This window comes from Bacillus sp. N447-1 (genome assembly GCF_022701035.1).
Taxonomy (GTDB): Bacteria; Bacillota; Bacilli; order Bacillales; family Bacillaceae_G; genus Bacillus_A; species Bacillus_A cereus.
This window is the reverse complement of record NZ_CP065509.1, coordinates 4,422,161-4,441,758: the sequence shown is the minus strand read 5'-3', so window position 1 is coordinate 4,441,758 and position 19,598 is coordinate 4,422,161. Positions and strand designations below refer to the sequence as shown.

The window sequence follows — 19,598 nt, the reverse complement described above, 5'->3', positions numbered from 1 at the left end:
GAGAGGGATATGAAAAAGAAGGTTTAACATGAAAGGAATACTTGAAAGAACATTTAAATTAGGTTTACACGAAACATCACCAAAACAAGAAGTTTTAGCTGGAGTTACGTCATTTTTCACGATCGTATATATTATGATTGTAAATGCATCAATTTTATCCGATGCTGGCATTCCTCTTGAAGCTGGAATTTTAGCAACTGTTTTCAGTTCATTTGTCGGATGTCTACTCATGGCATTTTGGGCAAATGCACCTGCTATTCTTGTCCCTGGTATGGGTGTAAATGCATTCTTCACGTACACAGCTGTGCATACGCTTGGACTAACTTGGCAAGAAGCATTGGCTGCTGTCTTTATCTCTGGTATTATTTTTGCAATTGCCGCTTTTACACCAATCGCTCGCGTGCTATCAGTATCAATTCCAAAGTCATTAAAGGAAGCAATTACTGTCGGCATCGGATTATTTTTAGCGTTTATCGGATTGCAAAAAGGTGGCTTAGTCGTTTCGAACCCAAATACTGCTGTTGCAATGGGTAAATTAAGTAACCCTGTCGTTCTTGCGACCGTGCTTACTCTTATCATTGCACTTGTACTATTTATTCGTAACGTACGTGGAAACTTTTTATGGACGATTGCAATAGGAACTGGTATTGCATGGCTATTTGGCCTTGTTGATACAAGTCAAATCGGAAATAGTTCATTCTCATTCGCTAATTACGGGGATGTGTTTGGAGCTATGTCATTTGGCAAACTTTCTTCCTTACCGTTTTGGATTGCAACATTCTCCTTAAGCATGGTGCTTATTTTTGAGAACATGGGACTTCTGCACGGTTTATTAGAAGATGACCGTAAATTCCCACGTGCTTACCAAGCCAATGCAATTTCAGCAATGACATGTGGTCTATTTGGCACAAGCCCTACCGTATCAACAGTAGAGAGTGCCGCAGGTATTACTGCAGGCGGAAAGACAGGTCTGACGTCTATCGTTACGGGGTTGTTATTCTTTGCATCATTGTTTGCACTTCCGTTTGTCAAACTAATTCCTGATAGTGCCATTGCACCAATCTTAATTATTATTGGCGGCCTGATGATTACAAGCATTCAGCAAATTCCTCTGAACGATTTTTCAGAAGGATTTCCAGCGTTCTTAATTATCGTCATGATCCCGCTCACATATAGTATCGCTGATGGCATTGCGTTCGGATTTATTGCTTACCCTATCTTAAAAGTTGCTCTTGGAAAGCGTAAAGAAGTCGCACCATCTATGTATATCATTACATGCTTATTCTTAGCTATGTTTGTATTACATGCTATTGGTTGAAAAAAAACACCGAGGAAATCCTCGGTGTTTTTTTACTTAAACCATCCTTTTTTATAAAACCAGGCCATCATTCCGCCGCCAATTAATGCCATTAGAAGAAGACAAATAAAATAACTATATTGTCCACCAAGCTCTGGCATATGCGTAAAGTTCATTCCATATACTCCCGCAATAAATGTTAATGGCATGAAAATAGTCGAGAATACAGTTAATGTTTTCATAATGTTATTCATATGATGTGAGTTTAATGAAAAATAACTATCCCGAATATCCGCCGTTAACTCTCGACTTGCCTCAATCATTTCCGTAAGTTTAAGTAAATGATCATGTATATCTTTAAAATAAATCTCATGATCACTTATACCGTAAAAACGAGTGGAATTCAAAATACGATACAATAAATCACGCATTGGAATAATTGTACGTCTTAACTTAGATAAATCTGCCCTAATATCAAATACTTCTTCTAGTACGGCTCCTGCTGTCTCACCTGTTAAATTATCATCAATCGCATTTAAATGATCTTCAATGTAATATACAGGTGCGAAATAATCATCTACAATTTGATCAGTGATCGTATGTGCTACATGTAAAGGTCCTTTCTTAATCCGCCTCTTCTCACCAAGTGTTTTCCATACTCTTTCAATTGCATTATTATGAGAAAAATGGAAAGAAACAATATAGCGATCACTAACAAACAAATCAATTTCATGTGGTTCTAGCCCATCTTCTCCAAACGCGTGAAGAACTAAAAAGTTATATCCATCATAAAAATCAACTTTTGGCCTCTGTACGTATTCTAGACAGTCTTCAATTGCAAGGGGATGGAACTTAAAATGGTCTTGCAGAATATATGTATACTCTTCTTTCGTTGGCTTATATAAATCTAGCCAATACCATACAATATGGTCTTTCTTTGTTTCTTCTAAAGAAACATCATATAATACTTCATCTGTTTTTGTTACTGCACAAATTCTAATCATAATTTCACCCATTATTATTATAAACAAAAAATAGTAAAAAAAGCCAAGGAGAAATCTCCTCAGCTTTTTTTATTACTTCGTTACGATACCGTGTACTAAAGTTGGTGCATCTACGTGTTCTTTAGAGATCTTCATGTTCTCATAAATTTTCGCTTTTACATCTTCAACATTTTCGCGGTTTGCGTAAATTGTAACGAGAGATTCACCTTGCTTCACGCTATCGCCTACTTTTTTGCGCAGCATTAGACCAACTGCTAAATCAATTTCAGACTCTTTCGTTGCACGTCCTGCTCCTAAAAGCATTGCTGCTGTTCCGATTTCGTCTGCAACGATTTCTGATACATATCCGTCTTCTTTCGCTTCCACTTCAATTTTAAATTGTGCTTGTGGCAATTTAGAAGGGTCATCAACAACAGATGCGTCACCGCCTTGCGCTGATAAGAACGTTTTAAATGATTCTAGCGCTTTTCCGTTGTTCATTACTTCAATTAGCTTTTCACGTGCATCTTCTAAAGATGAAGCTTGTCCAGCAAGGTACACCATTTGACTTCCAAGTGTTAAACATAGCTCTTCTAAATCTTTCGGCCCTTTACCTTGTAATGTATCAATTGCTTCTTGAACTTCTAATGCGTTACCGATAGCTTCACCGAGTGGTTGACTCATATCAGAAATAACTGCCATCGTATTACGACCAACGTTATTACCGATACGTACCATTGCTTCTGCTAAACGTTTTGCATCTTCATCCGTTTTCATAAATGCACCTGCTCCAGTTTTTACATCAAGAACAATTGCATCTGCACCAGCAGCAATTTTTTTACTCATAATCGAACTTGCAATAAGCGGAATTGAGTTTACTGTTGCTGTTACATCACGAAGTGCATATAGCTTTTTATCAGCAGGTGTTAAGTTACCACTTTGGCCGATAACAGCGATTTTGTTTTCATTTACAAGACGCATGAATTCATCGTTTTCAATTTCCACATGGAATCCTGGAACTGCTTCTAATTTATCAATTGTACCACCAGTATGTCCTAAACCGCGTCCAGACATTTTCGCTACTGGTACATCTAAAGCAGCTACTAATGGACCTAATACAAGTGTCGTTGTATCACCAACACCACCTGTTGAATGCTTATCTACTTTTACACCTTCAATAGCCGATAAGTCGATTGTATCACCGCTATTTACCATTGCCATCGTTAAATCAGCACGCTCTTGATCGTTCATATCTTGGAAGAAAATTGCCATTGCAAGTGAACTTACTTGATAATCAGGAATATCACCATTCGTATATCCTTCAACAATAAAGTTAATTTCTTCTGTCGTTAATGCATGTCCGTCACGTTTTTTTGCAATTAGGTCCACCATTCTCATCGTGAAGTCACCCCTTCATTTGTTTTACGATTGCTTTTACTAATGCTAAGAAGTTAGCTTTAACACGTTCTGTCGTTTCAATTACTTCATCGTGGTGAAGTGGTTGATCTAAAATACCAGCTGCCATATTTGAAATACAAGAAATACCTAATACTTTCATACCAGCGTGACGCGCTACAATTACTTCAGGTACTGTTGACATACCAACTGCATCTCCGCCAAGTGTACGAAGCATACGAATTTCAGCAGGTGTTTCATATACAGGACCTGTCATTCCTACGTATACACCTTCTTGTACTTTAATATTTAAGTCTGCTGCAACTTGTTTCGCCATTTCGCGAAGTTCTACTGTATATGATGTAGACATATCAGGGAAACGTACGCCCATTTCAGAATCATTCGGTCCGATTAATGGATTCGTACCCATGAAGTTAATGTGGTCTGAAATTAACATAAGATCGCCTGGCTCAAATGATGTATTTACACCACCAGCTGCGTTTGTTACAACTACTGTTTCTACACCTAGTTCTTTCATAACACGAACTGGGAATGTTACTTTTTGCATGTCGTATCCTTCATAGAAGTGGAAACGTCCTTGCATTGCTACTACTGTTACACCTTGAAGTGTACCAAATACTAGTTGACCTGCATGGCCTTCTACAGTTGATACTGGGAATTCAGGGATTTCACTGTAAGGTACTGTTACTGCATTCTCAATTTCGTCTGCTAATACACCTAGTCCTGATCCAAGGATTAGTCCTACTTGTGGTGTCTCTTGAAATTTCTCTTTTAAGTATGAAGCTGATTTTGTAATAAGTTCACGATTCATTTGTTTATCCCCCTATTTCTTTAGCTCGTTTAAGAAGCTTGTTCCGTATTCTGGCATTTTCACACCGAAGTTTTCTGCTACTGTTGCACCAATATCAGCAAATGTTTGACGAAGTGGTAACTCTTGTCCGCCTTCTTTCATGCTTGGGCTATATGCTAATAATGGTACATATTCACGTGTATGGTCAGTACCAGGGTGAATTGGATCATTACCGTGGTCTGCTGTAATTAATAATAGATCATCTTCTTTTAGTTTTGCGAATACTTCTGGAAGACGTGCATCATATTCTTGCAGAGCTTCTCCGTATCCTTGTGGATCACGGCGGTGGCCGAATAATGCATCAAAGTCAACTAAGTTTAAGAAGCTAAGACCTGTAAAGTCCATATTTAATGTATCTACAAGCTTATCCATTCCATCCATGTTAGACTTCGTACGAAGTGATTCAGTTACTCCTTCACCATCATAAATATCAGAGATTTTACCAATAGCAATTACATCGTAGTCACTATCTTTTAATTCGTTCATTACTGTACGGCCGAATGGTTTTAATGCATAGTCATGACGATTTGGTGTACGTGTAAAGTTTCCAGGTTCACCAACGAATGGACGAGCAATAACACGACCTACCATGTATTTCTCATCTAATGTTAATTCACGTGCAATTTTACAGATTTTATATAACTCATCAAGTGGCACTACTTCTTCGTGTGCTGCAATTTGCAATACGCTATCAGCAGAAGTATAAACGATTAAAGAGCCTGTTTCCATTTGCTCTTGACCAAGTTCATCAAGAATCTCAGTTCCAGAAGCTGGCTTATTACCGATAATTTTACGGCCTGTTTTTTCTTCTAATTCATCAAGTAATTCTTTCGGAAATCCTTCTGGGAACACTTGGAATGGTGTATCAATGTAAAGGCCCATGATTTCCCAGTGACCTGTCATTGTATCTTTACCAGTAGATTTCTCTTGCATTTTTGTGTAATATCCAAGTGGTTTCTCTACTTTAGAGATACCTTTCATTTCTCGAATGTTACCAAGACCTAATTTCACCATGTTAGGCATTTGTAACCCATTCATATGTTCAGCAATGTGACCAATTGTGTCAGATCCTAGATCACCAAATTGCTCAGCATCTGGTGCTTCACCGATTCCCACAGAGTCCATTACGACTAGGAATATACGTTTATATTTATTCATAACTGCGACCTCCTATAAGTTCAGTTCTACTTCTTGTAGTATGTTCAAAACGCTATAAAGTGAAACTGTTATCCAAAAGAATTCTCATTGTCAAACAGTACTTCTTTAAATCATTTTCTAACCTATTTCGTTTACTTGAAACGATTCAAAAACATTTCTAGTTTTTTCTAAGTCAGATGTCAGACATCTGATACTGATATCATAACATGTTTACGCTTTCTTTTTAATACATTTTCGTAGAATTTCTCATTTTCTTCACACTTCTATTGTAATCCATTCTGCAACGAAGTGCTAATTTTTTTATGATTTATTTCTTCATATTAAAAATAAAAAGTAGCTCTAAAGAGCTACTTTTTATTTTACTTCTATTGTTTCTTCTTTATGTTCATGCAATTCGCCTTTTCTTACATGTACTTTCACTTTGTAAGCACCGTTCTCTTTGAAAGTATGTTTCGTTTCATACTCTCCTTTATTCCCTTCTTTCGCTGGAATAAATTCGTGTTTTTCAACACCATCTTTCCAAATCTCTAGTTGTACTTCAGCACCAGTTAATGCTTCTTCTTTTTGCTTTAAATGAACTTTCATTGTAGATTCAGCATTTGCCTTTATGTCTCCAGCCATAAGATGGATCATTGTGTCACTTTTATGATCTCCATGTCCTGCACTGTGATCACTATTTTCTTTTTTCGCATCTTCTACTTTCGCATTTCCTACAGCAACTTTCACTTCTGGCATAACGTGCATTTCACGTGCATTTGTGTGAGCAATAATATGGTATACTCCATCCGTTTCGAATGTTTTCTCTACTGCATAAACACCTTTTCCTTTATGCTTACCATCTAACATCTCGTGCTTTTCGTCGCCATCTTTCCAAATTTCAAACTTTACATCTTCGGCATCCGTTACTTTTTCTTTCCCTTGTGTAACAAGTGCTTGTACTTCTGTTTTTTCACCTGGTTTAATTTCTTTCGGATTTGTTTGGACTGCTACTTTTACAGCTTCAAGTTTCTGTTCTTTTTTCGGTTCTTCTTTGTTTGTATTACAGCCAGCCAACGCTAGCATCGCGATAAATAAAGTTATAATCAGTTTTTTCATCATCATTTCCTCCTTTATACTTTATTTAGTATAGAGGAAATACATTGTAATATTCTAGTCTTCTGCTGAAAACAATATACGAAATGTTTGTGAAGTTTCTGTGAAACGGTCTTCCCCTCTTAATCTATGAAAAAAAGAGCATAGTAACTATGCTCTCGGATGAAACTGTTTATATACATCTTTTAATCTAGTTTTTGAAACGTGCGTATAGATTTGCGTAGTTGAAATATCTGCATGTCCAAGCATTTCTTGTACAGCACGTAAATCTGCTCCATTTTCTAATAAGTGCGTAGCAAACGAGTGACGCAACGTATGAGGTGTAAGTTCTTTTTCAATATTTGCCTCTTTCGCTAATCGTTTTAATATTTTCCAAAATCCTTGTCTTGATAATCGATTACCATGATGGTTTAAAAAGAGTGCATCTACTACTTTTTTCCCCATTAATTCTCTTCTTCCTTTTTCAATATACTTTTGAATCGCTTCCGTTGCTAAACTTCCTAGTGGAATAATTCTTTCTTTATTCCCTTTCCCTATGCAACGAACAAATCCCATCGTTAAATGTACATCTTCTAAATTGAGTGCAATCAATTCTGAAACACGAAGTCCTGTCGCATACAGTAACTCTAGCATCGCCTTATCACGAATACCAAAAGCACTTGTCATTTTTGGTGTTTGAAGTAACGCCTCTACTTCATCAACTGATAATACCTTTGGTAATTTCCGTTCCCCTTGTGGCGTTTCAATATGTACGGATGGATCATGTTCTACCGCTCGTTCACGAAGTAAAAATTGGTGGAACGAACGAATTGATGCGATATGACGCGCCAATGTTTTCGAAGATTTTCCGTTCTCTTTTAAATACTGCAAAAAGTTAACAATGTGTAAACGGGTCACTTCATGAAAAGTTTTCGTCTGTTCCACATTTTGCAAATACTTTACGTAGCTTTTTAAATCCCGTTCATAAGATACTACTGTATTCTTTGCTAATCCTTTTTCGACAACCATATAATGAATAAAATCTTTTAATTGATCTTCCACTCTACACTACTCCCCATTTTCATAGAAAAACATCATTCTATTTACGAAAGCATCCTTTGCCGGTTCTTCATTCCCTGATACTTTTTCTACAGTCTCTTCTTTAGGTTTTTCATAACGATGATAGCTTTCATATTCTTCATTTATCCATAGTATAGCGAAATAAAACAAAATCGTACAACTTGTAAATAATAAAAATACTTTTATTCCATCAAAAGTTAATTTTAAAGCTCGGCGCATTGTAAATTCCTCCAAAATATAAGTTATTACAACATATGCCAAGCTTTCACCAATTTATACCTTATTCAAATAAAAAACCTCTTCCTAGATAAATAGGAAAAGGTTATTTTTCATCCGTTTCATTTTCTTGACAATTTTTACAAATCCCATGGAATGTTAAACGATGATCTTTCACCTTAAAGCTCCAGTCTCGTTCTACTTTCCTTTCCACTTCACCAAGTAAATCTTCTTGTATTTCTTGTACAGCACCACATTGTGTACAAATCAAATGATGGTGGAAACGCTGCGCACCTTCTTGGCGTAAGTCATAGCGTGAAACACCGTCTCCGAAGTTAATCTTATCGACAACTTTTAACTCAGATAATAGTTCTAAAGTTCGATAGACGGTTGCTAATCCGATCTCTGGCGACTTTTCTTTTACAAGGAGGTAAACATCTTCTGCGCTTAAATGATCTTCTTCATTTTCTAGCAGCACACGAACTGTTGCTTCACGTTGCGGTGTTAATTTGTAGCTCGCTGCATGTAATTGCTTCTTAATTCGTTCAATTCTTTCTTCCATTCGGTACTACTCCCTCCTCGCCACTCTTACACCATTATATCAGAAGAAGGGCTTCTGTCAAAAGAAAAAACAATAAAAACAAATTGATAATTATTCTCAAAAAGTATTTATTTTTTATTAATAGCCTCAACGACTTCTTTCATTAAAACTGGTGATGCGTAAGCCTCCACACTAGAAGCAAGTGCTAACACCACTCCAATTACGAGAAAGAAGCATGTATAACGGATTAATAATGGTAATAGTGGCTCGGTTATTTTTCTAATAAATTGATGCCTAATCATCCGTAAAGAAAAACTTGCAGCAATGGTTGTCATAACGAGAAAGACTGGAATGATAATTAAATTTTGTGGCAAAACAGATACAAATGCTAATAATAGTCCATTCCATCCATGCTGACTTACTAAAAAACCAACTGTAAATCCAACGACAACTCCTTTTACAAATAATAAAATAAAAATAAGTGGTAATCCAATAATTGAAATTCCTAAAATCCAAATAAATCCGATGTATTTTAATTGCGAAAAGTAACTTTCTCGAAACATTTCGCCCGCAATGGCAAATTCTCCTTTAGAGACTTGTCCAAAAAAACGTTGTAAATAAAATGATAAATCTTGTTTTTGATTGATTTGTAAACTATTCACGAGAATGGCTCCGAATATTACTCCCATCAATAATAAAACAGCGTTAAATATATATAATGAAGAGTTTTCCTGTATGTGAGACATTACACGGTCTTGCCAATTTTTTCGCCACATTTTTCTTCCCTCCGTTCACACTCTTATTAAAAATGTATGAAAGAAAGAAAAAAGTATGACGAATTAACATTGAAATTCCGCTCTACTTTGCTAAACTAAAAAGTAGAGAATAGGAGGGATTTCTCTTGAAACCATTATTATTAGATTTTCCAACATTATTTCAAACTGAACGCTTGCAAGTTCGTAAACCATTTCCAGGTGATGGTGCAGAAGTATATGAAGCAATCCAAGCTTCTCTAGAAGACTTAGTACCGTGGATACCAATTAACGCTGAAACAGAAGAGAGTGCTGAAGAAATTGTTCGCGAAGCTCACGGACAGTTTTTACTTCGTGAAACACTTGATTTTCACTTATACGATAAAGTATCTGGTACATTCATCGGAGCAATTACACTAAAGCCTGAAAACTGGGATATTCCAAAGTTTTCACTTCACTTCTGGCTACATAGTGCCTATACAAAACAAGGCTATATGACCGAAGCTGTTAAAGGTGCAATTCAGTTCGCCTTTGATAAACTAGGCGCTAGAAGAATTGAAATTCGTACTGATGCAACAAATATAAATGCATGTAGCTTAGCAGAACGTCTAGAATTCATTCTAGAAGGGACAATGGAAAATGATTTCCTAGCACCAGATGGTAGCTTACGTGATGCACGTGTATATGCAAAAATCAATTAAAAAACACTCGCCTTTGGCGAGTGTTTATTTTTGTAGTTGTAAATATTGTACTGCAAACATCGTCTTCGCATCATGAATACGAAGATCTTTCATAAGAGTAATCGCTTCTTCTAACGATACTTCCATTAATTCCACAAACTCATCTTCATCTAACTCAGCTTTATTTTCTTTTCTTGTCAAACCTGTCGCTTTATATACATATAAAATTTCATCTGCGAATCCTGGAGATGTATAGAAAGAAGTAATGAGCTCCATATTTTCACATACATATCCTGTTTCCTCTTCTAATTCACGAACTGCTGTTACCTCAGTTTTTTCACCAGGTTCTAACTTGCCAGCCGGAATTTCTATAATCGCCTTTTCAAGTGCTTTACGATACTGCTCAACAAGCACAATTTTCCCCTCATCAGTAATAGCAATAATAGCAACTGCACCAGGGTGATTTACAATTTCACGTTTACTCATTGCTCCATTTGGTAATACTACATCATCAACACGAACTTTTATAACTCTACCATCAAAAATTGGCTCAGTTTTTACTGTTCTCTCTGCAAGATTACTCATACTACTTCATCTCCCTGTTCTATTTCCTATTCTTTCCTCATACATTTTACCACATTGAAAGGAGCGTGATAGAAATGAAAGTTTATATTTTACCAAATCGCGTCACTTTAGTCGGAAAAGCATGGCAAATTCGCCATAAGCTAAAGCAATATAGCAAAGAGTATACAACTGTACAAGAGTGGATTATAGCAAATAAAGTGAAACATTAATCATGCTTTTACGGGCAGTTAATGCGAAGCGGAAAGTAAACGTTTGTCAACCTCTTTTCCCTCTCGTACAATAAAGGTAAGGAGGTTGACCTATGAAAAAACGTCAATTAGGAAACTCAGATTTGTTTGTTACAGAAATGGGCCTTGGCTGTATGTCTCTCGGTACATCTGAAACAGAAGCTATGCATATTATCGATGAAGCGATCGATTTAGGAATTAATTTTTTTGATACAGCAGATTTATATGATTACGGATTAAATGAAGAATTTGTTGGAAAAGCCTTGAAGGGAAGAAGAGACCAAATTGTACTTACAACGAAGGTTGGAAATCGTTGGACAGAAGAAAAAAATGGCTGGTCTTGGGATCCTTCTAAAGCTTACATAAAGACTGAAGTAAAGGAAAGTTTACGTAGACTTCAAACTGATTATATTGACCTTTACCAACTTCATGGCGGAACAATTGAAGATCCAATAGATGAAACAATTGAAGCTTTTGAAGAATTGAAAAAGGAAGGTATTATTCGCCATTACGGTATTTCTTCTATACGCCCAAATGTCGTTCGTGAATATGCAAAACGCTCAAACATCGTTAGTGTACTAATGGAATATAACCTTTTAAATCGTCGTCCAGAAGAATGGTTCCCCCTTCTAAATGAACACCAAATTAGCGTCATTGCCCGCGGGCCACTTGCAAAAGGAATTTTAACTGACAATAATGCAAGAAAGATAGAAAGAGTAAAGGAAAAGGATTATCTCTCTTATTCTTACGATGAATTACATGCAACTCTAGCAAGTGTAAAAGAAATGATTGGAGAACGCTCTTTAACAGGAACAGCTATTCAATATTGCTTACATAATAAGACTGTTGCAGCTGTTATACCTGGTGCAAGCTCTCTTCAACAATTACAGGAAAATATACGAGCTAGTCAACAGTTACCTTTAACGAAAGAAGAATATATACAACTTCAAAAGATTGTTAAATATGACACATATGCTTTGCATCGTTAAAAATATCGAATTACCGATAAAACAGAAGACTGTCTCCAGTATTAGGAGACAGTCTTTTTTATAACGTATCATATTTATCAGGATTCGTTCCTACATGTAAATCACGATTCAACGTGTTAATTTGACGTATCTCTTCTTCAGTTAGTGCAAAATCAGAAATAGTAAAGTTTTCTTTAATACGAGATGGTGTAACAGATTTAGGAATTGTAACAATCCCGCTTTGAATATCCCACCTTAATATAACTTGTGCAGGTGTTTTTTCATATTTGTTAGCAATAGCCTGAATGATTGGATGCTGGAATACTTCTCCGCCCCTCATTAACGGACTCCATGCTTCCATTTGAATTTGCTCATCTTGACAATAATTTCGCAACTCAAATTGCGTCAACATCGGATGAAGTTCCACTTGGTTTACCATCGGCTTCACTTTGCAATTTGGTAATAATAGTTCTAAATGATGTTTATGAAAATTAGAAACACCAATCGCACGCACTTTACCTTCTTCATACAATTTCTCTAAAGCTCGGTACGTATCAACATACTTCCCTCTTACCGGCCAATGTATTAAATATAAATCTACATAGTCCATTTGTAATTTTTTCAAACTCTTTTCAAACGCCTCGAGTGTCTCCTCATATCCTTGATCGTCGTTCCATACTTTTGTTGTAATAAATATATCTTCTCTTGGAATTCCTGATTCACGTACCGCCTCTCCGACACCGCTTTCATTTTCATATACAGTTGCTGTATCAATCGAACGGTATCCAACTTCTAACGCTGTTTTTACTGCTTGCTTTACTTCGTCTCCTTCTTTCGCTTTATATACGCCTAGACCAATCATCGGCATTTTCACGCCATTATGAAGTGTAGTTGTTGGAATATGCACAGTCGTCTCCCTTTCATTGTTACATTTTTTATAAGCCACAATTTTATTTCAACAAGATTCATCCCAAAAGTCAAAACATACGTACAGTTTACATAACACTTTTATATAGCTAAAAAATAGCGTGAACTCATTCATTCACGTTATTTTTTCTCCATTCTTTCGCTTTTTCATCCACATTGCGCACAAACTCATTTTTTCCTTCCGTATATAACGCGCCATCATATGTATACTTTTCGGCTAATTCTTTCTTTAAGGTTGCATATGCCTCTGCTTCTTCACAATGAGCCATCATATAATCACGAAATGCTAAATGCCTTACTATCTCTGGATTTCCTTTTTCAAACACGTGTAAATGATACGAGCGTTTTTCTTCAGTTCCATGAATAAAATATCGGCGTCTTGAAATACCATTTTCCCCTTTTACGATGTAACCAAGCTCTATAAATCGTTCATTCCACCCATCTACTCTTTCGATATTTTCTACTTCCATGATCATATCAATAATAGGTTTAGCTGCCAGTCCGGGAACTGACGTACTTCCAATATGATAAATTTTTACCGTTTCTGGCATCGCTGATTTTAATCTTTTAGCCTCCATTTGAAATTTTTCACTCCAATGGTTTTCATGTGGAACAACGACAATTTTTCTCATTCTAACTCCCCTTTTCTTACAAGCTCGTCAAAAAATGATCAGTGGTATTTCACTGATCATTTTTTTATTATTTAAAGTCTTTCCAAGTAAGGTTACTTTCACTTAGCAGTTCTTCAAATGATTTATTCTTTTCACGTTCTTTTTGTTCTTGGCGCTTTCTTTCCAGTTCAGCTGCCTCTTTTTCCTCTTCCCTCACTTGCAACTCTTTCTTCTTACTCTTTAATTGTTGCATGAGTGAATCATTTAATTGATCGCCTAATGTAAGTGTTTCTTTCTTTGGTTGATTCACTTGTGATTGTCTTTGCATTTGTCTTTGTTTCTTTTTCTTCATGCTACTCACCTTTTACTTTTTTCTCCATTATAGTAGATACACAATGAAATCGACAATAAAAAAGGGTCTTTACTCTATTATTCACTTTTTGTAAATATGTTAATTTTTCGAAAATACTAAATTTTTATGTAGCTATAATCCTATGAATCTATTAAAATTATGTCGTATGATGTCAGATTATAAAAAAGGAGAATTATATTATGTGGAAAAAAATTATTCCTGCCGTTGCTGTTTTAAGCACCATTACTTTTTCAAGCGTATTTGCCGCTCCCCCATCTCAGAATCCAGCTGAACAAAACCGCTACATAGACGTACAAATGCTTGGTATTAATGATCTCCATGGACAACTAGATACTGTTAAAAAAATCAATAATAAAGAAGCTGGTGGCGCTGATTACTTAGCTACTTATTTAAAAGAACATAAAAAACAAAACCCTAATACACTTCTCGTACATGCTGGTGATATCGTCGGAGCTAGTCCACCAGTTTCAGCATTATTACAAGATGAACCGACGATTGAATTTTTAAATGACTTAAAATTTGATGTCGGTACAATCGGGAACCATGAATTTGATGAAGGCATTGATGAAATGAAACGCCTCATTTACGGTGGATATCATGAAAAAACAGGAAATTTCAAAGGGGCTAACTTCCCCTATGTAGCTGCTAATTTCTATAACAAATCAACTGGCCGCTTATTTTTACCACCATTTACTGTAAAAATGGTAGATGGTGTTCCTGTAGGATTCATTGGGGTTGTTACAACTGATACACCAAATGTCGTTATGCCTACGATGCTTAACAATGTACAAATTACTGATGAAGTAGAAGCAATTAATAAATCAACACAACAATTAAAACGCCTCGGCGTTAAATCTATCGTCGTTCTTGCTCATGTCGGTGGAACAACCGATGAGTCTGGGGTAACAAATGGCGATCTTACTCGAATTGCAAATGAAACAGACCCAGAAGTTGATGTTATTTTCGGTGGACATAGTCATACGTATGTAAATGGTACAGTAAACAATAAACTAATTGTCCAAGCAAATTCATACGGAATGGCTTTCTCAGACGTCGATGTAACAATTGATCGTAAAACAAAGGATATTGTAAAGAAAAAAGCTGAAGTTGTTACAACGTATCATGAAGGTGTAGAACCTGATAAACAAGTAAAGAAAAAACTAGATCAATATAAAGAAAAAATCGCACCACTTGTAAATGAAGTGGTCGGAAAATCTACAGCACCTATCGACCGTAAACAAAATGATGCTGGTGAGTCCACTCTTGGAAATTTAGTTGCCGATGCTCAGCGTCAAACGATGCAAACTCAAATCTCCCTCATGAATCCTGGTGGCATTCGTAATGACTTAGATGCTGGTGATATTACGTGGGGTGAGTTATACGGCATTCAACCTTTTGGAAATCAATTGATTAAAGTAGATTTAACAGGTCAAGACATTCGCGATATTTTAAATCAGCAATGGCAAAAAGGAACAACAAGAATGCTTCAAATTTCAGGTATTCAATATACGTGGGATGCAAATAAACCAAACGGTGAAAAAGTTACAAATATACGTTTAACAAACGGAGAAGAATTATCTCCATCTACAACGTATAGCGTAGTTGCAAATGCCTTCTTAGCTTCTGGCGGTGATGGATTCGTATCATTTAAAAATGGTAAAAATGCAGAAACTGGGCCAAACGACTTTGAAGCGTTAGTCAATTACGTAAAACAATTAAAAGAACCAATTCAGCCAGTTATTGATGGAAGAATTCAAAAAGTAAATTAAGTGTTTCTCTAATAATAAATTTCATTTTTCACGTATAAAGGATTTGTACTGATTCTCTATTTTATACGTAATATACATCATAAAAAGGATACTCGTTCTTCTAATGAACATAGTATCCTTTTCTTTAGTTATCAAAATGTGATGTTTTGTCAACTTCATATTGCTGTAAAAATTGTTGCAACGCCTCTTCTACAAGTTTAGATTTTTGAATTCCTTTCGATTCTGATATAAGGTCCAATCTTGCTAATATTTCTGTATTAATAGAAAAGGTTCGTCTCTTTTTCTCTGTACTTTTACTCACAATTGGTGCAATTACTTCTTCTCTTTTTCTTAATAACTCATAAATGCTTTGTAATTGCTCATAAATTAATAATTGATAATCTGTTTTCTCATATTGAAGGGCGGTCGCTTCTTGGAGTTGTAAGTGACGTGGTTCTTCTCCATCTCCTACAAAAATACGTTTCTTCTGCTCTCCATCATATTCGTATCCAATCAATCTTAATTTCTTCGATAATGTATACGGGCTTATTTCAAGACGTTTTGCTATAATAGCGATGGATTCACGTCTATTTAAACCATCTATAATTTCTCCAATCGTCACAATTTCCCTCCTCCCGTGTTGAAATGACACTAGTATGGTATGTTACAATGATTTTCTAACAGTATATGCAAAATGAATAGCCTGTGCGATTCATACGATTTCACAAAAGGAGGTTTTCAATATGCTTTTTCGTAGCTACACCCCTCAGTTCTATAACGAAAACAAACAACTCATTCCTAATAGTATCGCTACGATAGAAAGCGTTATGATTAATAATCGAAAACAAACTCTCCTTATGCGTGGACAAAACGTAGAGCAACCTATTTTATTATGCTGTCACGGCGGACCTGGGATGGCACAAATCGGATTTATTCGCCATTTTCAAAAAGAATTAGAGAAGCAATTTATTGTTATTAATTGGGATCAGCGCGGAGCTGGTAAATCCTTTTCAATGAAAGATTTCGGAGCAAATTTCACAATCGAACAATTCGTTTCCGATGCAAAAGAAGTGATTCAATATGTACTTAAAAAGTTCAACAAACAAAAACTATTTCTCGCTGGTCATTCTTGGGGAAGTATTATTGGGCTTAACATAGCACATCAATATCCAAAGTATATCGAGGCTTACATCGGTATTGGGCAAATTGTACATATGAAACAAAATGAAGAATTGCTATATCAACATTTAATTCATTCTGCAAAAAAACATGATCATAAAAAAGCATTAGCTTCCCTTTTAAAATTAGGCAAACCACCATTTTTAGATACGAGACGTCTCATTATTCAAAGAAAGTGGCTTGGCACATTTGGAGGCGCAATCCAAAACGGATCTTCCTTTTCTTTCATACGAAAAGGTTTCTTTTCTCCCGAATATACGCTATTAGATTGGTTCAAGTTTCTCGCAGGAAATTTAAAATCTGGAATTTTATGGGAAGAAATGCTGACAATCGATTTCTTTTCTTCTATCTCAAGTTTATCTATTCCAGTTTATTTTTGTTCTGGTCGCTATGATTATCAAACTCCTTATGCACTCGTTCAGGAATATTGCGATATTATTGAAGCGCCTATAAAAAAGATGATTTGGTTCCCAAATTCAGCACATTCTCCTGATTTAGAAGAACCAGAATTATTCGCTAATTCTTTACAATCAATTAAACAAGAGCTAGCTTTTCAGCATTAGTAACAAAAGGCTCTTTTACATTTCATAGAAAACATTTTATAATAATATGTCGCAAGTATGTATAAACATAGCAAAATGTTTCATATTTACTTGTCTTAACAGAATAAAAATTTAGGGAGATTACATTTATTATGAACGCTGTACTCGTCGCAGTAGCAATTATGCTATTGCTTAGTTTGTTACGTGTCCAGGTCATTGTCGCCATCATTGTTGGAGCTTTAACAGGCGGACTTATCGGCGGACTCGGTATTTCAGAAACGATTAACACTTTTACAACTGGTCTTGGAAACAGTGCTCCAATCGCTTTAAGTTATGCAATGCTTGGTGGTTTCGCTATTTCCCTTTCCAAAACAGGACTTCCAGATGCTATGATTCAAACTGCATTAAAATGGATTGGCAATGAACAAGACACGAAAAAACAAGTTTATTCTAAAATACTTATTTTATTCATTATTTTAACGATGGCTTGTTTCTCACAAAATGTGATTCCTGTTCACATTGCTTTCATCCCCATCTTAATTCCAGCACTTTTAAAAGTATTAAATGAGCTGAGAGTGGATCGCAGACTTGTCACATGTATTATTACATTTGGATTGATTACTCCTTATATGTGGATCCCTGCAGGGTTCGGAAAAATTTATCATGACGTATTGCAAACCAACGCTGCGCAAAGCGGCCTTACATTTGATGTCACACTTATTCCAAAAGCAATGACTATTCCAGCAATCGGTATGATTATTGGATTATGTGTAGCGGTATTCATTACGTACCGAAAACCTCGTACGTATGAAACAGAACAAATTCATACTACCGAAAATGAAATCGTTCCCTATACAAAACGTAGCATTACTTTCGGGTTATTATCTATCATTGCTACATTAACTGTTCAATTAACAACAGAATCAATGATTTTCGGTGCTTTAGCAGGTATTATCGTCTTATCAGTTAGTGGCAGTCTACCACTTAAAGAAGCAGATGCGATATTAACAAGCGGAATGCGTATGATGTCCTTTATTGGCTTTGTTATGATTGCTGCCGCTGGATTCGGCGCTGTTCTTCGAAAAACAGGACATGTTGAATCTCTAGTGCAAACGAGTGCACATATAATCGGAAATAACAAACCACTCGCTGCATTTCTTATGCTCGTTATTGGACTTCTCGTTACGATGGGAATTGGTTCATCCTTTTCAACCATCCCTATCTTAACAACCATTTTTGTACCTCTTTGCATTCAGCTTGGATTTAGTCCAATGGCCACAATTGCAATTATCGGTACAGCCGGAGCACTAGGTGACGCAGGATCTCCAGCATCGGATAGTACCCTTGGACCAACATCCGGTTTAAATGCTGATGGTCAGCACCATCATATATGGGATACATGTGTACCCACTTTTCTACATTACAATATACCGTTACTTATATTTGGCTTTATTGCCGCAATTACATTATAAAAAGGTGCGTATAAAACGCACCTTTTACTTTTTTATTTTTCCTTTTAATTGTTGAAAAGCTACTTTTCCGTTATCTTTGACATAGCTTTCAATTGTCGGTAGTGATGAACCTATCCATTCACACTCTATACTCCCATTCGGTCCAACAATTTTTAATTTATCTGGTATATGTATATTTAGAAATCTCGCTGACCGAATTAACTCAATAGCAATCTGATCACTTGAGGCTACAATTCCATCTATATACGGATTGTTTTGCAATAATGTAATAAATTGTTTATTTGTATACCCTTGTACACATTCTTCTCGATAAGAGATTCCTTCATCCCAAACAGCGTCTAAAAACCCTGCTATATGATCTTCCATTTCTTCACTTTCTTCTCCCTCACCGAAATATGCAAGAAAGTGACACCCTTTCTCTTTTAATAAAGAAACAGCTCTCTGTCCACTTTCATAATAATTTCCATGTGATTGTTGCTCATCGATCACAACAAATGGAAATGGAATTTCTCCTACACTTTTAAAAACTGCTCTCGTCAAAATAACACCTGCAATGTTATTTTGCTTCAGCATATGTATGTATCTATCTTTATTCTCTATATTACAAATAATGATTTGATAGCCTTCTTTATATGCTATTTCCTCAATACAATGTAGCAAAGTGATGTTTGATTGGTTACATAAATTATCTACAAGTAATGCAATTATCGTTGAACTCTCTTTAAATAGTGGCTTCGCTGCACTGTTTGGCCTATAACGTAATTCTTCAATTGCTTCCTTTACTTGTTTTACTGTGTCCTCATGAACGTATCCTTTTTCATTAATAACTCGTGAAACGGTTGCGACTGAAACACCTGCCAATTTTGCAACATCACGTATAGTTGCCACATCGTCACCCCTTAATATGGTAATAGATTACAAT

22 protein-coding genes are annotated in these 19,598 nt (G+C 35.9%); 7 read left to right on the top strand and 15 right to left on the bottom strand.

Going from position 1 to position 19,598, the window contains the following annotated elements; translation table 11 throughout:
• The first annotated feature begins 28 nt into the window (after positions 1-28).
• Entirely contained in the window at positions 29-1,318 is a 1,290-nt protein-coding gene (locus IQ781_RS22690; RefSeq protein ID WP_000676247.1) for an NCS2 family permease, read from the top strand.
• 32 nt (positions 1,319-1,350) lie between these two features.
• Here the strand turns inward: IQ781_RS22690 and corA are convergent, their stop codons facing one another.
• The 9 genes from corA to spoIIM form a co-directional block, all read right to left on the bottom strand.
• Positions 1,351-2,313 (bottom strand): magnesium/cobalt transporter CorA, encoded by a 963-nt coding sequence (corA, locus tag IQ781_RS22685; protein WP_002026281.1) that lies wholly within the window; start codon positions 2,311-2,313, stop codon positions 1,351-1,353.
• Between the two features lie 60 nt (positions 2,314-2,373).
• Positions 2,374-3,678: a pyrimidine-nucleoside phosphorylase gene (locus IQ781_RS22680; protein WP_001243069.1), complete on the bottom strand. Its 1,305-nt coding sequence runs from the start codon at positions 3,676-3,678 to the stop codon at positions 2,374-2,376.
• Positions 3,679-3,685: 7 nt separating this feature from the next.
• The gene (locus IQ781_RS22675) at positions 3,686-4,507 is read right to left on the bottom strand and encodes a purine-nucleoside phosphorylase (RefSeq protein ID WP_001078446.1); all 822 of its coding nucleotides are present in this window, start codon (positions 4,505-4,507) and stop codon (positions 3,686-3,688) included.
• A 12-nt stretch (positions 4,508-4,519) separates the two neighbouring features.
• A complete protein-coding gene (deoB, locus tag IQ781_RS22670) occupies positions 4,520-5,704 on the bottom strand; it encodes a phosphopentomutase (RefSeq protein WP_001046079.1) in 1,185 nt (394 codons plus the stop codon).
• A 354-nt stretch (positions 5,705-6,058) separates the two neighbouring features.
• Positions 6,059-6,799 (bottom strand): FixH family protein, encoded by a 741-nt coding sequence (locus tag IQ781_RS22665; RefSeq protein WP_180358741.1) that lies wholly within the window; start codon positions 6,797-6,799, stop codon positions 6,059-6,061.
• Positions 6,800-6,946: 147 nt separating this feature from the next.
• Entirely contained in the window at positions 6,947-7,837 is an 891-nt protein-coding gene (gene xerD, locus IQ781_RS22660; protein WP_000390088.1) for a site-specific tyrosine recombinase XerD, read from the bottom strand.
• Between the two features lie 6 nt (positions 7,838-7,843).
• Entirely contained in the window at positions 7,844-8,074 is a 231-nt protein-coding gene (locus IQ781_RS22655) for a YqzK family protein (protein WP_001250432.1), read from the bottom strand.
• A 103-nt stretch (positions 8,075-8,177) separates the two neighbouring features.
• Complete coding sequence (fur, locus tag IQ781_RS22650; protein ID WP_000392657.1) at positions 8,178-8,633, bottom strand: ferric iron uptake transcriptional regulator; 456 nt, start codon at positions 8,631-8,633, stop codon at positions 8,178-8,180.
• Positions 8,634-8,740: 107 nt separating this feature from the next.
• Positions 8,741-9,358, bottom strand: coding sequence for a stage II sporulation protein M (spoIIM, locus tag IQ781_RS22645; RefSeq protein WP_013142149.1), 618 nt, complete (start codon positions 9,356-9,358; stop codon positions 8,741-8,743).
• A 155-nt stretch (positions 9,359-9,513) separates the two neighbouring features.
• On the opposite strand from spoIIM, the gene IQ781_RS22640 reads away from it, so the two are divergent.
• Positions 9,514-10,065 carry a GNAT family N-acetyltransferase gene (locus IQ781_RS22640; RefSeq protein ID WP_000803479.1) on the top strand — a complete coding sequence of 184 codons (552 nt, stop codon included), beginning with the start codon at positions 9,514-9,516 and terminating at the stop codon, positions 10,063-10,065.
• 24 nt (positions 10,066-10,089) lie between these two features.
• Here the strand turns inward: IQ781_RS22640 and IQ781_RS22635 are convergent, their stop codons facing one another.
• Positions 10,090-10,629, bottom strand: a complete 540-nt coding sequence (locus tag IQ781_RS22635; protein WP_139846713.1) for an NUDIX domain-containing protein — start codon at positions 10,627-10,629, stop codon at positions 10,090-10,092.
• A gap of 74 nt (positions 10,630-10,703) precedes the next feature.
• On the opposite strand from IQ781_RS22635, the gene mciZ reads away from it, so the two are divergent.
• On the top strand, positions 10,704-10,838 hold the full coding sequence (mciZ, locus tag IQ781_RS22630; RefSeq protein WP_139846712.1) for a Z-ring formation inhibitor MciZ: 135 nt from the start codon (positions 10,704-10,706) through the stop codon (positions 10,836-10,838).
• 92 nt (positions 10,839-10,930) lie between these two features.
• Positions 10,931-11,845: an aldo/keto reductase gene (locus IQ781_RS22625; protein WP_000747210.1), complete on the top strand. Its 915-nt coding sequence runs from the start codon at positions 10,931-10,933 to the stop codon at positions 11,843-11,845.
• Between the two features lie 58 nt (positions 11,846-11,903).
• On the opposite strand, the gene IQ781_RS22620 is transcribed toward IQ781_RS22625, so the two are convergent.
• The 3 genes from IQ781_RS22620 to IQ781_RS22610 all read right to left on the bottom strand — a co-directional run bounded on the left by IQ781_RS22620 (position 11,904) and on the right by IQ781_RS22610 (position 13,714).
• The gene (locus IQ781_RS22620; protein WP_000548005.1) at positions 11,904-12,731 is read right to left on the bottom strand and encodes an aldo/keto reductase; all 828 of its coding nucleotides are present in this window, start codon (positions 12,729-12,731) and stop codon (positions 11,904-11,906) included.
• A gap of 127 nt (positions 12,732-12,858) precedes the next feature.
• Positions 12,859-13,383 (bottom strand): GrpB family protein, encoded by a 525-nt coding sequence (locus tag IQ781_RS22615; RefSeq protein ID WP_001227190.1) that lies wholly within the window; start codon positions 13,381-13,383, stop codon positions 12,859-12,861.
• 67 nt (positions 13,384-13,450) lie between these two features.
• Positions 13,451-13,714, bottom strand: coding sequence for a YqkE family protein (locus IQ781_RS22610; protein WP_000727561.1), 264 nt, complete (start codon positions 13,712-13,714; stop codon positions 13,451-13,453).
• 200 nt (positions 13,715-13,914) lie between these two features.
• Here IQ781_RS22610 and IQ781_RS22605 point away from each other — a divergent pair, with 200 nt between their 5' ends.
• A complete protein-coding gene (locus IQ781_RS22605) occupies positions 13,915-15,504 on the top strand; it encodes a bifunctional metallophosphatase/5'-nucleotidase (protein WP_000265551.1) in 1,590 nt (529 codons plus the stop codon).
• A 124-nt stretch (positions 15,505-15,628) separates the two neighbouring features.
• Here IQ781_RS22605 and IQ781_RS22600 read toward each other — a convergent pair whose 3' ends face one another.
• A complete protein-coding gene (locus tag IQ781_RS22600) occupies positions 15,629-16,105 on the bottom strand; it encodes a ribbon-helix-helix domain-containing protein (RefSeq protein WP_000151931.1) in 477 nt (158 codons plus the stop codon).
• Between the two features lie 121 nt (positions 16,106-16,226).
• On the opposite strand from IQ781_RS22600, the gene IQ781_RS22595 reads away from it, so the two are divergent.
• Together IQ781_RS22595 and IQ781_RS22590 are read left to right on the top strand one after the other, a co-directional pair.
• Positions 16,227-17,225, top strand: coding sequence for an alpha/beta fold hydrolase (locus tag IQ781_RS22595; protein WP_000898969.1), 999 nt, complete (start codon positions 16,227-16,229; stop codon positions 17,223-17,225).
• Positions 17,226-17,356: 131 nt separating this feature from the next.
• Positions 17,357-18,676, top strand: a complete 1,320-nt coding sequence (locus IQ781_RS22590; protein ID WP_000994817.1) for a Na+/H+ antiporter family protein — start codon at positions 17,357-17,359, stop codon at positions 18,674-18,676.
• Positions 18,677-18,700: 24 nt separating this feature from the next.
• Here IQ781_RS22590 and IQ781_RS22585 read toward each other — a convergent pair whose 3' ends face one another.
• Positions 18,701-19,564: a LacI family DNA-binding transcriptional regulator gene (locus tag IQ781_RS22585; protein WP_000201363.1), complete on the bottom strand. Its 864-nt coding sequence runs from the start codon at positions 19,562-19,564 to the stop codon at positions 18,701-18,703.
• Positions 19,565-19,598 lie beyond the last annotated feature (34 nt).